The following is a 13,023-nucleotide window of genomic DNA, read 5'->3' on the forward strand; positions in this document are numbered from 1 at the left end:
CATCATGGTCGCATTAGTTATTGCTGAACACGACAACGCTACCTTAAAGGGCAGCACCCACCACACCGTGACCGCGGCCGCCCAGTGCGGCGGCGACGTGCACGTGCTCGTCGCAGGTTCGAACGCCTCGGCTGCCGCTGCCGCCGCTGCGCAAATCGCCGGCGTGACGAAAGTCATCGTGGCCGACGCGCCATACTTTGCCGACGGCCTGGCCGAAAACGTGGCCGAGCAGGTGCTGGCCATCGCCGGCAACTACAGCCACATCCTGGCGCCAGCCACCGCCTACGGCAAGAACATCCTGCCGCGCGTGGCCGCCAAGCTGGACGTGGCGCAAATCTCGGAAATCACCAAGGTCGATACACCCGACACCTTCGAGCGCCCGATCTACGCCGGTAACGCGATTGCCACCGTGCAATCTGGCGACAAGATCAAGGTCATCACCGTGCGCACCACCGGTTTCGACGCCGCTGCCGCCACCGGTGGTTCGGCTGCCACGGAAACCGTCGCCGCCGTCGCCGACAATGGCAAGTCCGCCTTCGTGGGCCGCGAACTGGCCAAGTCCGACCGTCCTGAACTGACCGCCGCGAAAATCATCGTGTCGGGCGGCCGTGGCATGGGTTCGGCCGAGAACTTCCACATCCTCGAGCCGCTGGCCGACAAGCTGGGCGCCGCCATGGGTGCCTCGCGCGCCGCCGTCGACGCCGGCTTCGTGCCGAACGACTGGCAAGTGGGCCAGACGGGCAAGATCGTCGCGCCATCGCTGTACATCGCCGTCGGTATCTCGGGCGCGATCCAGCATCTGGCCGGCATGAAAGACTCGAAAACCATCGTCGCCATCAACAAGGATCCGGAAGCGCCGATCTTTGCCGTGGCCGACTACGGCATCGTGGGCGATCTGTTCGAGATCGTGCCGCAACTGGTCAAAGAACTGGGCTAATTTAAACCCGTCAGGTTTTGTATATCACGAAGCCACGCCGGCCCGCCCCACACGGCGAGCCGCGCGTGGCTTTTTTCTTGGAGAAATAGATGAGCTATCAAGCCCCGCTGAAAGACATGTTGTTCGTGATGAACGAACTGGCCGGCCTGGCCGAAATCCATACTTTGCCTGGCTGCGAAGACGCCACGCCCGACACGGCCGAAGCCGTGCTGGAAGAAAATGCCAAGTTCTGCGGCGGCGTGGTGGCCCCTCTGAATGGTCCCAGCGACAAGGAACCGAGCTTCTGGCACGACGGTCAAGTGACCACCTCGAAAGGCTTCAAGGATGCCTTCAAGGCCTACGGCGAAGCGGGCTGGCAGGGCGTGCAGCATCCGACGCAGTTCGGCGGCCAGGGCTTGCCCAAGCTGCTGGCCACGCCCTGCATCGAAATGCTCAACTCGGCCAGCATCTCGTTCGCCCTGGTGGCCCTGTTGTCCGACGGCGCCATCGAGGCGCTGCTGACGGCTGGCAGCGACGCGCAAAAAGCGACCTACCTGGAAAACCTGGTCTCCGGCAAGTGGACGGGCACCATGAATCTGACGGAGCCGCAAGCGGGATCCGACCTGGCCGCCGTGCGCACGCGCGCCGTGCCGCAGGATGACGGCACCTATAAAGTGTTCGGCACGAAGATTTTCATCACGTACGGCGAACACGACATGGCGGAAAACATCGTCCACCTGGTGCTGGCCCGCACGCCGGACGCGCCCGCCGGCGTGAAAGGCATTTCGCTGTTCATCGTACCTAAGTTCCTCGTCAACGCGGACGGCAGCCTCGGTGCGCGCAATGACGCGCATTGTGTTTCCATCGAGCACAAGCTGGGCATCAAGGCCAGCCCGACTGCGGTATTGCAGTTCGGCGACCACGGCGGCGCCATCGGCACCCTGGTGGGCGAGGAAAACCGCGGCCTCGAATACATGTTCATCATGATGAACGCGGCCCGCTTCGGCGTGGGCCTGCAAGGCATCGGCCTGGCCGAGCGCGCCTACCAGCAAGCCGTGGCGTTTGCCAAGGACCGCGTGCAGTCGCGCGACCTGGCCGGTTCCGCCGGTCCGGTGTCCATCATCCACCACCCCGACGTGCGCCGCATGCTGATGTCCATGCGCTCGCAGACGGAGGCGGCGCGCGCACTGGCCTACGTGGGCGCGGCCATCAGCGACGTGGCGCACCACCATCCGGACGCCGAGGTGCGGACGGAAAGCCTGGCGACGTATGAATACCTGGTGCCCGTGATCAAGGGCTGGGCCACGGAAATGTCGCAGGACGTCACGCGCGATGGCGTGCAAGTGCATGGCGGCATGGGCTTTATTGAAGAGACGGGCGCCGCCCAGCATTACCGCGACGCCAAGATACTGACCATCTACGAAGGCACGACGGCCATCCAGGCGAACGACCTCGTGGGCCGCAAGACGGTGCGCGACGGCGGTGCCGTGGCGAAAGCCATCATCGCCCAGGTGCGCGCCACGGAAGCCCAGCTGGGCGAGCTCTCCGGCGCCGACTTCCAGGCCATGCAGCGCCACCTGGCCGAAGGCAGCGCCGCGCTGGAGGCCGTGGTCGAGTATGTGGTGGCGAACATGAAGACAGACATCAAGGCCGTCTTCGCGGGCAGCGTGCCGTATCTGAAACTGGCCGGCATCGTGCTGGGCGGCTGGCAAATGGCGCGCGCGGCCATCGTGGCGCAGCAAAAGCTGGGAGAAGGCAGCGGCGACGCTTCGTTCTACAAGGCAAAAATCGCCACGGCGCGCTTCTTTGCCGACCACATCCTGTCGCAGGCACCCGGCTTGCGCGCCACCATCATCGACGGCAGCGCCGGCGTGATGGCCTTGTCGGAAGAGCAGTTTTAAGTTGAAACGTGGCCAGCGCAAGCTGGCTGCATGAAAAAAAGCGCTGGAGATCGCTCTCCAGAGCTTTTTTATTGATGGCTGCGTTCTTAACGGCGGGCGATGCCGTTGCCCGAATTGCGCACCAAATCGCCAGCCGCCAGGCCAGGATCCTGGTCAAACGCGAAATCGGCCTTGGCGCCCGTTTCGTATTGCACCGTGACGGTCCAGGTCTTGGCGTTCTTCATGTGGCCTTCGACTTGCTTGCCGGCATAGGCGCCGCCAGCGGCGCCGGCCAGGGTAGCCAGGTCCTTGCCGCGTCCGCCGCCGACCTGGCGGCCCAGCAGGGCGCCGGCCACGCCGCCGCCGATCATGCCCAGCGCGCCGCCTTCGCCCGCTTTTTCGCTGACATTGACTGCCAGCACCTTGCCGCACTCGGCGCAGATCTGGTGCGGGGCAGGCTTGCTGTTCTGGCCGGCGTACGAGTTGCCGGCTTTTTGCGCGGCCTTGGCGTTGATGATGGCCTGGTCGTATTCGCCCTTGGCGTCGCGCAGGCATTGCATGCGGGCTTTCGAGCTGCTTTCTTCTGCGCACAATTTCTTGTCGTCCGCATAGCGCGTGTTGGCTTGCTTCGTATCGTACGCGTACTGCGCCTTCGGCGACAGGTTTTGCGCGAAGGCGGATGTGCTGAACAGGGCCGTGACGGCGACTGCGAGGATGAGTGGGCGACGAATCATGATCTTCTCCTAGGGGGTGTTAAATGTGCCAGTAATGTCGGCATTGTGAATGCAGTATAGAGGAAAATCATGATTGCTTACCAACACTTACATGTGCGTGCGGGTGACGGAAATGATGTAATTTCCATGAGGAAATTAACCGTAGGCGCCGCCCGTGTACAGCAAGTCGAACAGGCGCGCCATGGTGGCGATCAGCACGCCTGCGCCTAGCATCAAGGTAGCGACCAGCACCACGGCCAGGGGCCAGCCCGTGTCGGACTGGCGGCCGCTGGCGGCGTTGTAGCGCGCATCCCACTTGTCATCCGGCATCAGGCCCAGGACCAGCGCTTCCAGGAAGCCACCCAGGGCGGACAGGGTCAGCGGCAATATCTGATAAAACCAGTCCGCCTCGGGAAGCAGCTGATGCAGCAGCGCGCTGGCGGGCAGGGCGGCCAGGTGTAGCCAGCCCCAGCGGTCTTTGGCGCCATGCAGGTAGAAGCGGTGCGCGCCCAGCGTGCCCAGCAAAAAGGCCAGCAAGGTGGTGAATGCCTTGTTCTTGTGCGACTGTTGCAAAATGGTGGCGGTGGTCATGGGACTCCAGATTTGCTCATCAGTAAAGATTGCCAGTATCGGTCATTGCCTCGTACAACGATAGCACTTTCCTGTGGCGTTTATGCAATGATTTCGCGTGAGTTCAAGCCATGGCCGGCACGATAGACGCAGACGCCTATTGCGTCTTCGGCCCTGACTGGTCATAATGTTTGATTAGCCCAAATTACACGCCCGTCATCATAACGCTTGCTGCCTGGCGGTAAAGCGCGCTATAATTTGCGGCTTTTTCCGCCTCAGCACACTTTTTGGAAATATTATGGTCGTTATTCGTTTAGCTCGTGGAGGCGCCAAGAAGCGCCCGTTCTTCAACATCGTCGCTACTGATTCGCGCAATCGCCGCGATGGTCGCTTCATTGAGCGTATCGGTTTTTACAACCCGATGGCGCAAGGTGGCGAAGTTCCACTGCGTATCACCGCAGACCGTCTGGCCTACTGGCAAGGCGTTGGCGCACAATTGTCGCCAACCGTTGCTCGCCTGGTAGCCAGCAACGGCAAAGCAGCAGCTTAATTAGATCACTGGTTTGACGGTCAAGACTGCATCCGGGGTGAAAGTCCCCGATGACCTGGTACAGGTAGGCTATGTCTCCGGTGCCTATGGCATTGCTGGCGGAGTCAGGATCACTCCTTTCTCCGACGACGCGGATGCATTATTAAACGTCAAAACCTGGTGGTTTGATAAACCGACCTTGCATGATGTTCAAGTCAGGCAAGCGAAGTTACACGGCGGCGACGTCGTGGCCCAGCTGGTGGGTGTGGTCGGGCGGGATGCCGCAGAAGCGCTGAAAGGCGTCTCTGTGCAAATTCCGCGTAGCCATTTCCCGACGCTGTCGGCCGATGAATTCTATTGGTCCGATCTGATCGGACTGACAGTCGAGAATTTGCAAGGCGAGTGCCTCGGCACAGTGCACGACATGATGAGCAATGGTCCGCAGTCGATCTTGCGCGTTACGCCCGTTGCCAGTGCAGATGAGACCGTTGAAAAGGCGCCTGAGCGCCTGATCCCGTTTGTTGGCCAGTTTGTCATTAACGTTGACAAGGCTGCCAGCAAGATCACGGTCGACTGGGGCCTCGATTATTAAACCGCCTGCGCATAACTTTGCGCCGGGCAAACGTTGCAGGATGGTGCGCGATGCAATTTGATGTCGTGACCCTGTTCCCGGAAATGTTTGCCGCGCTGACGCAGTCGGGTGTGACCCGGCGCGCCTTCGAGCAGGGGAAATGTGGCTTGTCGCTGTGGAATCCCCGTGATTTCACCACTGACAATCACCGTACCGTGGATGACCGCCCGTATGGCGGCGGCCCCGGCATGGTGATGATGGCACGTCCCCTCGAAGCGACAATTAATGCCGCAAGGCAACGTCAGACCGAATTGGGACTGGCGGCGCCCCGCGTGGTGTTCATGTCGCCGCAAGGCCGTCCGCTCACGCATGAGCGCGTCACGCAGCTGAAAGCCGAACCTGGTTTGGTGATCCTGTGCGGCCGCTATGAAGCCGTGGACCAGCGTTTGCTGGACCGTTGCGTCGACGAGGAAATCAGCGTCGGCGATTTCGTTTTGTCGGGCGGTGAATTGCCCGCCATGGCGCTGATGGACGCGGTGATCCGCCTGTTGCCGGGTGTCTTGAACACCGAGGCATCGGCCATCGAGGACAGCTTCGTCAATGGCTTGCTCGATTCGCCGCACTATACGCGGCCGGAAACATATGAAGGCATGGCCGTGCCGCCCGTCTTGATGGGTGGCAATCATGCCGAGATCGTCAAGTGGCGCCGCCAGCGCATGCTGGAAGCGACCGCGACAAAGCGGCCTGACCTGCTGGTCAGTGCGCGCGCCGCCGGCTTGCTCAGCAAGGCCGACGAACAATTCTTGGCCAGCCTGTAAGCCGTCTCCGGATGGCCTGCAGGGTGGCCAGTAGTGCCGGGCATGTTGCCCATATTGTCTTACCCATCCTCTACCGGGCGGATACTTGCTATCCACAGTGCGCCGGCATGATGGTTTTCGGAGTGTTAAAAATGGACTTGATTCAACAATTAGAGCAAGAAGAGATCGCCCGTCTGGGTAAATCGATTCCTGACTTCGCACCAGGCGATACCGTTATCGTCAGCGTCAACGTCGTCGAAGGCACGCGCAAGCGCGCCCAGGCTTACGAAGGCGTCGTTATCTCCCGTCGTAACCGTGGCCTGAACTCGAACTTTATCGTTCGCAAGATCTCGTCCGGCGAAGGCGTTGAGCGTACGTTCCAACTGTACTCGCCGCTGATCGCTTCGATCGAAGTGAAACGCCGTGGTGATGTTCGCCGCGCCAAGCTGTACTATCTGCGTGAGCGTTCGGGTAAATCGGCGCGTATCAAAGAAAAATTGCCAAACCGCCGCGTTGTGGCGAAAGCAAGCGCGTAATATCAGCGTCTGCGTTGGAAAAAAAGGGCGCCTCAGGGTGCCCTTTTTTTTTCCCGGTGACACCGGATCAAACCTGCTGCGCGTCGGTATGGGCGGCCTGCGATGCTCACCGTGCTAGAGCACGGTTGTGCTTCTCGGCCACCTCTCCCTTCCGCTCGCGACGGTTTTATCCGGCGTTGTAATGAGAGATAGCAATGGCGACTTTATTTGATCCAAAACAACTAGCCATCGATTCGATCGCCGGCGAAGCGGCGCTCGATGCCGGGCGCATGACGCCGGACTGGCTGCGCCAGCGCCTGGCCGAACAGCCTGACTGGCAGCCCGAGATCACCCAGGATTTCCTTTCCGCCCGCGCCGTGCCCGTGCGCGCCGCCGTACTCATTCCTCTGGTGCAACGGCCGCAGGGCTTGACCATCTTGCTCACCATGCGCACGGACCACCTGAGCAGCCATGCGGGCCAGGTCAGCTTTCCCGGCGGGCGCAGCGAACCGTTCGATGGCTCGCCCGTGGCCACGGCCCTGCGCGAAACGGAAGAAGAAGTGGGCCTGGCGCGCGAGCACATCGAAGTGCTGGGCTGCCTGCCCGACTATCTGACGGGCACCGGCTACCAAGTCACGCCCGTGGTGGGCCTGGTGACGCCGCCGTTCGACCTGCGCGCCGACCCGTCCGAAGTGGCGGAAATCTTTGAAGTGCCGCTGGCTTTCCTCATGGATGGCATCAACCATCAGCGCCTGTCGGTGGAATTGCCGGGCGGACGGCGCTCGTTCTACGCCATGCCGTACGAGCGCTTTTACATTTGGGGCGCCACGGCCGGCATGCTGCGCAATCTGTTTCACCTGCTGCGCGCGTAAAATGGCGCCGCGCACGTAATAAGTTTGATTCCAGCACGGCACTGCGCTATCGTAGCGGGCATTGCGGTATTGCTGAAAAAGACAAAAAGGACGTTTGATGACATTTCTCTCCATACTTTGCGCATTGCTGATCGAGCAGCTCAAACCTTTGCGCGCGGACAATCCGATCTACGCCGAAATCAAGAGCCTTGCAATGCGCATGGAGACCTGGTTCAATGCCGGCCACGCCAGCCACGGCCGCATGGGCTGGTTTCTGATGATTGGCGTGCTGATGGTGCCGACGGCAGGCATTTACTGGCTCTTGCAGCATTATCAGCTGACCCTGCTGGCCTTTGCCTGGAACGTCCTCATCGTCTACCTGACCCTGGGCTTCCGTCATTACAGCCATTACTTCACCTCGATCCAGCTGGCCCTGAGCGCCGGCGACGAAGCGACCGCGCGCACCTTGCTGGCCGATTGGACCAAGCTCGACACGGTGGGCATGGAAGCGAGCGAGATCGCCCGCATCGCCGTGGAAAAAGCCCTGATCACCACGCACCGCAATGTGTTTGGCGTGTTCTTCTGGTTTCTCATGCCGTTGGGTCCTGCCTGCGCCGTGATGTACCGCGTGGCCGAATACCTGGCGCGCGCCTGGAACGAGCCCGAGCACATGCGCAATGAAGCGTTCGGCCAGTTCGCCGCGCGTGCCTTTTACTGGATCGACTGGATCCCCGTGCGCCTGACGGCCGTGGCGTTTGCCGTGGTCGGCAATTTCGAGGACGCCATCTATGCCTGGCGCAATTTCGCCCAGCGCTGGCAGGACGAGTCCATCGGCATCATCCTGACGGCCGGCGGCGGCGCCATGGGCGTACGCCTGGGCACGCCGGCGGAAACGGCCGCGCGCGTGCTCGTCACGCCGGACATGGCCGTCGACGACAGCGACAGTGAAAGCGATATCCTGCCCGGCGAAGAGCCGGGCGCGCGCGCCTTGCAGAGCACGGTGGGCCTCGTCTGGCGCGCCTTGCTGTTGTGGATGCTGTTGCTGCTGTTGATGTCGGGCGCCGTTTTCCTCGGCTGACGCGGGCGCACACGCGCCATCCATGCGCCTGGCGCGTGGAACAAGGTTAAAATAGGGGCTGGCGCGCAAGCGTGCCGGCCCCTGTTTGCATCGTCAGGGCAGATCGAGGTAGAACCCAAGTCTTCTATAAGATATAATACTGGCTTACCGCAGCAAACGTAGTTGACGACCAGCCCGGCCTACCCGCCGGGGCCATTCACGCAATCCAGTCCCGACAAGCCACATGGCCGAGTTATCTCAAAAAACAGGGGAACTCTCTGACGAGTTCTTCATCCTTGGTCTCACCAGCAATGGCAAGCAATTCCGACCCAGCGATTGGGCCGAGCGCCTCTGCGGAGTGATGTCCTGTTTCAATCCCGAAGGTGGCGGGCGCAATGCGCACCTCCAGTATTCGCCCTACGTGCGCCCGACCGTCGTCAATGGCGTCAAGTCGGTGGTGGTCAACACCAAGCTGCGCGAGATCGAGCCGATGGCGTTTCACTTCGTGCGCGAATTTGCCAAGGATAACGACCTGCAGATCGTCGAAGCCTGCTTCCTGCCGCCCCCCGAAGAAAAGTAAGACCCGTTTCATTGATTTGCCTCAAACCCGCCACGGCGGGCTGGCGTAGCGTGGACACTCTGCCTCAAACGGAGCGGCGACATGCGCATCGGCGATATCTGCACCCTGCACACCATCCATTGCCAGCGTGACACCAGCGTGCAGGACGCCGCGCTGCTGATGCGCCAGCACCACGTGGGCGACCTGATCGTGGCCGAACAGCCGAACGGCGAGCGCGTTCCCATAGGCATCCTCACCGACCGCGACATCGTCATTTCCGTCATCGCCCTCGGTCTCGATCCCGCCAGCCTGCTGGTGGGCGACATCATGAGCGCGCAGCTGCTCACGGCCAGCGAAGACGAAGACGTCTACGACATCATCGAACGCATGCGCGTCAACGGCATCCGCCGCTTGCCCGTGGTCAACAGCCTGGGCGCGCTGTCCGGCGTCGTCAGCATCGACGACCTGCTGGCCTTCCTTGCCCAGGAAATGGCCGAGCTGGCGCGCATCAGCAGCGGTCAGCTGGTGTACGAAAAGCGCACGCGCAAATAGGAACACCTGTCAAAACCTACTGCGCGTCGCGTTTTGCGGTCGGCGATGCTCACCGGCTCGGCGCCCCCGTACACAGTACGTTTGCGCTTCTCAACCACAAATCACTGTCGCTCGCTACGGTTTTGTCAGGTGTTCAGCTCTCCCGTTATTGCGCAATTCCGGTCAAGCCACAGCTTGCTGAAAATGCTACAGTCGCTGCTCGTTCAACGGGAAGCGTCCATGCACTATCTGGCCAAGGCACTCTGGTATATCGAATCGCATTATGCGGACAATCTCTCGCTCGGCGATATCGCCCACGTGGGCGGCGCTTCGCCGTGCCACCTGACGCGCGCGTTCGGCCTGGCCACGGGCCACTCCGTGATGCGCTATGTGCGGGCGCGCCGGCTCAGCGAGGCGGCCCGCGCGCTGGCCCAGGGCGCGCAAGACATCCTCGCCGTCGCGCTGCAGGCCGGCTACAGCTCCCATGAAGCCTTTACGCGGGCCTTCCGCGAGCAGTTTCATGTCACGCCGGAAAAGGTGCGGGCCCAGCGCCACGTCGCCAACCTGGCGCTGGTGGAAGCCATCAAAATGGATGTGGCGCCGGGCGTGCCTTTGGCGCCGCCCCGTTTCGAGCAAGGGCCCGCCTTGCTGGTGGCGGGTCTCGTGGAACGGTATTGCGCGGAATCGTCTGCCGGCATTCCCGCCCTGTGGCAACGCTTCCTGCCCCATGTGGCGCCCGGCCAGCTCGTATATGGCGTGTGCTGCAACAATGACGATGCAGGCAATTTCGACTACCTGTGCGCCATGCCGGTGGCCGACTTTTCCCAGGCTCCCGACGGCTGGACGCGGCTGCGCATCGCGCCGCGGCGCTATGCGGTGTTTCATCACCGCGGGCATATTTCCACCATCCGCGCCACCTGGCATACGGTGTGGAACGAGTGGCTGCCCCAGTCGGGGCTGGAAGTGGCCGACGCGCCCGACTTTGAACGCTACGACCGGCAATTCGATCCCGCCAGCGGCATCGGCGGCGTGGAAATCTGGCTTCCCTTGAAAGCATGAGCATGCGCCATACCTTGTCTGCGCCGGCCCTGTTCGCCGGCACCACCGTGTTGCGCCGGCGCCTGTCGCAAATTGCCGCCGCCCTGGCGGCGGGCCTGCCCCTGTACTGGGTGCTGGGACCGCAGCCGCTGGCCTGGCTGGCCTGGTGCGCGCCGTTGCCCATGCTGTGGCTGGCTCTGCGCTCGTCGCGCCGCGATGCGGCCTGGATGACGTTCGTCGCCGCCGTGCTGGGCTTGTCATCCAACGTTGCCTATTTCCGCCTGCTGATGCCCTTGCCAGCCGTGCTGGCCGTGATTACCGTCAAGGCACTGCTGTGGCTGCTGGTGGTGCTGGCCTCGCGGCGCCTCGTGCTGCGCTACCAGGCGTCGTGGACGGTGCTGGCGTATCCCGTGCTGTGGGTGGCCATCGATACCCTGATGGCGGCTTTGCTGCCTGATGGTAACTGGGGCAGCCTTGCGTATTCGCAAGCCGATAACCTTGCCGTGCTGCAGGTGGCGGCCCTGGCGGGCGTGCCTGGCCTGCTGTTCTTGCTGTGCCTGGCGCCGTCCGCGCTGGCCTTGCTGCTGGCGGGCGGCCGTGCGTATGTGCCAGCGGCGGGTGCGACGTTGCTGCTGCTGGCGGCCGCGTTCGCCGCTGGCGCCTGGCGCGTGCAGGACGCACCAGCACCGGCCGGGCCGCTGGCCGGGCTGGCGGCCATCGACGACTTTATCGGCCCGGCCACGCCGCCGGCGCGCGCGCAAGCCGTCTGGGACCAGTACGCGCGCCACGTCGAACAGCTGGCCGGGCAAGGTGCCCGGCTGGTGCTGCTGCCGGAAAAGATCGCCGTGCTGGCGCCCGCGCAGGCGGACGCCGTGCGGCAGCGTTTCCAGGCGCTGGCGCGCGGCACGGGCACATGGATCGTGCTGGGTATCGGCGTGCAGGACGCCGCTGGCCGGCGCAACCTGGCCTGGCTGTTTTCTCCCGATGGCGCCGCGCCCGTCAGCTATCAAAAACATCATCTGGCGCCGCCCGAGCGCGATTTTCTTGCCGGCAGCGCGTATGCCGTGCAGCCGGTGGCGGGGCAAGCCATGGGCCTGGCCATTTGCAAGGACATGCATTTCGCGCCCCTGGGACAGGCGTATGGCGCGGCCGGGGCGCAGGCGATGCTGGTGCCGGCCTGGGATTTCCAGCTGGACGGCTGGATGGGCGCGCGCATGACGGTGGTGCGGGGCGTGGAAAGCGGCTATGCCGTGCTGCGCGCGGCGCGCGAGGGCGTGCTGACGGTCAGCGACGCGTATGGACGGGTGCTGGCGGAGCGGGCCAGCAGCGCCATGCCGGGCAGCACCTTGCTGGCGCCGTTGCCGGCGGCGCTGCCGGCGCCGACCTGGGCCGGTTGGCTGGGGCCGCTGTTCGGCTGGCTCTGCGTGGCGTTGGGTGCGATCCTGCTGTGCCTGGGGCGCCGCGCCGTGCCTTCTGCCTGATAGGAAATGTCAGATTTTGCTGCAATGCGCAAAACCGCATTGCGCGGCCCTTTTTATATTCTCCATACGCCCGACACATAATCGCCGCCGATTAATTCGCCATGGCGGTGCATATATAGGCGCGATGGCGGCATATATATTGCACTGCAATAAGTGGTTTTCTCTGGTATTGCAAATATGCTGAAACTGGTATTAATTGGTACTTAATTCGGCCACGAAGTCATACATATCGCCGCGGAAGTAGGAGCGGCAAAATTCCACGGCGCGGCCATCGCGCAAAAATCCCAGCCTTTCCACCGACAAGCCCGCGTCGCCTTCCTCGGCCTGCAGCAGGCTGGCCTGCTCCCCCGTCAACAAAAGCGCGCTGAGCCGCTGCAAGGCGCGCACGGGGCGGTTGCCTGCCTGTTCCAGCGCGTCATACATCGACACGTCGACGGCGTCGAGCGCCGGCAGGCAGCTGGCGACGATGGTCGCGTATTCCAGGCACATCGGCACCTCGTCCGCATAGCGGATGCGGTGGAAGCGGTACACGGGCGCGCCCGGCGACAGCCGCAGGCGCAAGGCTTCTTCCGGCGTGACGGTGCCTTCTGCGCGCTTGAGCCACACGCTGCGCGGCGTGCGTCCGCGCGCCCGCATGTCCTCGGAAAAAGAGGTCAGCTTGGCGAAGTTTTTCTCGATGCGCGTATTGATGAAATTGCCCGAGCCGGGACGGCGCACCAGCAAGCCTTCGTTGACGAGGCCATCGATGGCCTTGCGCACGGTGATGCGCGAGACGGCCAGGTCGCTGGCCAGCTGGCGCTCTGCCGGCAGGGCTTCATCGGGGCCGAGGATGCGCTTGTCGATCGCTTCGCGCAGCGCGCGCTGCAGTTGCTGGTACAGGGGCAGGCTGCTCGTCTGCCCCAGGCCTTGCATGATGTGAGCCAGGGTTGTCATACGCTGAAGGTCTCCGTTACGGCGCGTTGCAGACGCGCTCTGTATCTGTTTTGTGTCGCTGGATAATACCAAAAAAGACCGT

At 62.8% G+C, this 13,023-nt stretch carries 15 protein-coding genes; 12 read left to right on the forward strand and 3 right to left on the reverse strand.

Annotation, left to right across the window (positions count from 1 at the left end):
• The first annotated feature begins 4 nt into the window (after window positions 1–4).
• Window positions 5–937: an electron transfer flavoprotein subunit alpha/FixB family protein gene (locus CBW66_RS24185; RefSeq protein ID WP_086139627.1), complete on the forward strand. Its 933-nt coding sequence runs from the start codon at window positions 5–7 to the stop codon at window positions 935–937.
• A gap of 89 nt (window positions 938–1,026) precedes the next feature.
• Entirely contained in the window at window positions 1,027–2,817 is a 1,791-nt protein-coding gene (locus CBW66_RS24190; protein ID WP_086139628.1) for an acyl-CoA dehydrogenase, read from the forward strand.
• 86 nt (window positions 2,818–2,903) lie between these two features.
• Here CBW66_RS24190 and CBW66_RS24195 read toward each other — a convergent pair whose 3' ends face one another.
• Window positions 2,904–3,530, reverse strand: a complete 627-nt coding sequence (locus CBW66_RS24195) for a glycine zipper 2TM domain-containing protein (RefSeq protein WP_086139629.1) — start codon at window positions 3,528–3,530, stop codon at window positions 2,904–2,906.
• Between the two features lie 135 nt (window positions 3,531–3,665).
• The gene (locus CBW66_RS24200; protein ID WP_086139630.1) at window positions 3,666–4,100 is read right to left on the reverse strand and encodes an NINE protein; all 435 of its coding nucleotides are present in this window, start codon (window positions 4,098–4,100) and stop codon (window positions 3,666–3,668) included.
• 277 nt (window positions 4,101–4,377) lie between these two features.
• Here CBW66_RS24200 and rpsP point away from each other — a divergent pair, with 277 nt between their 5' ends.
• The 10 genes from rpsP (at window position 4,378) to CBW66_RS24250 (ending at window position 12,008) form a co-directional block, all read left to right on the forward strand.
• Window positions 4,378–4,629: a 30S ribosomal protein S16 gene (rpsP, locus tag CBW66_RS24205; protein WP_076567307.1), complete on the forward strand. Its 252-nt coding sequence runs from the start codon at window positions 4,378–4,380 to the stop codon at window positions 4,627–4,629.
• A gap of 13 nt (window positions 4,630–4,642) precedes the next feature.
• Window positions 4,643–5,200 (forward strand): ribosome maturation factor RimM, encoded by a 558-nt coding sequence (gene rimM / locus CBW66_RS24210; RefSeq protein ID WP_086139631.1) that lies wholly within the window; start codon window positions 4,643–4,645, stop codon window positions 5,198–5,200.
• Window positions 5,201–5,250: 50 nt separating this feature from the next.
• Window positions 5,251–5,997, forward strand: a complete 747-nt coding sequence (trmD, locus tag CBW66_RS24215) for a tRNA (guanosine(37)-N1)-methyltransferase TrmD (protein WP_086139632.1) — start codon at window positions 5,251–5,253, stop codon at window positions 5,995–5,997.
• Window positions 5,998–6,128: 131 nt separating this feature from the next.
• On the forward strand, window positions 6,129–6,512 hold the full coding sequence (rplS, locus tag CBW66_RS24220; RefSeq protein ID WP_035825414.1) for a 50S ribosomal protein L19: 384 nt from the start codon (window positions 6,129–6,131) through the stop codon (window positions 6,510–6,512).
• Window positions 6,513–6,706: 194 nt separating this feature from the next.
• Window positions 6,707–7,363 carry a CoA pyrophosphatase gene (locus CBW66_RS24225; RefSeq protein ID WP_086139633.1) on the forward strand — a complete coding sequence of 219 codons (657 nt, stop codon included), beginning with the start codon at window positions 6,707–6,709 and terminating at the stop codon, window positions 7,361–7,363.
• 97 nt (window positions 7,364–7,460) lie between these two features.
• Entirely contained in the window at window positions 7,461–8,420 is a 960-nt protein-coding gene (locus CBW66_RS24230; protein WP_086139634.1) for a CobD/CbiB family protein, read from the forward strand.
• Window positions 8,421–8,643: 223 nt separating this feature from the next.
• Window positions 8,644–8,979 carry a DUF3579 domain-containing protein gene (locus CBW66_RS24235; RefSeq protein ID WP_029496213.1) on the forward strand — a complete coding sequence of 112 codons (336 nt, stop codon included), beginning with the start codon at window positions 8,644–8,646 and terminating at the stop codon, window positions 8,977–8,979.
• A gap of 81 nt (window positions 8,980–9,060) precedes the next feature.
• A complete protein-coding gene (locus CBW66_RS24240) occupies window positions 9,061–9,510 on the forward strand; it encodes a CBS domain-containing protein (RefSeq protein ID WP_035825422.1) in 450 nt (149 codons plus the stop codon).
• Between the two features lie 219 nt (window positions 9,511–9,729).
• Window positions 9,730–10,548, forward strand: coding sequence for an AraC family transcriptional regulator (locus CBW66_RS24245; protein WP_086139635.1), 819 nt, complete (start codon window positions 9,730–9,732; stop codon window positions 10,546–10,548).
• Complete coding sequence (locus tag CBW66_RS24250) at window positions 10,545–12,008, forward strand: carbon-nitrogen hydrolase family protein (RefSeq protein WP_086139636.1); 1,464 nt, start codon at window positions 10,545–10,547, stop codon at window positions 12,006–12,008. The genes CBW66_RS24245 and CBW66_RS24250 overlap by 4 nt, the downstream gene beginning before the upstream one ends.
• Before the next feature lie 192 nt (window positions 12,009–12,200).
• Here the strand turns inward: CBW66_RS24250 and CBW66_RS24255 are convergent, their stop codons facing one another.
• Window positions 12,201–12,941, reverse strand: coding sequence for a GntR family transcriptional regulator (locus CBW66_RS24255; RefSeq protein ID WP_034759852.1), 741 nt, complete (start codon window positions 12,939–12,941; stop codon window positions 12,201–12,203).
• Between the last annotated feature and the right edge of the window lie 82 nt (window positions 12,942–13,023).

The organism is Janthinobacterium sp. GW456P (genome assembly GCF_002127655.1).
GTDB lineage: Bacteria > Pseudomonadota > Gammaproteobacteria > Burkholderiales > Burkholderiaceae_D > Janthinobacterium.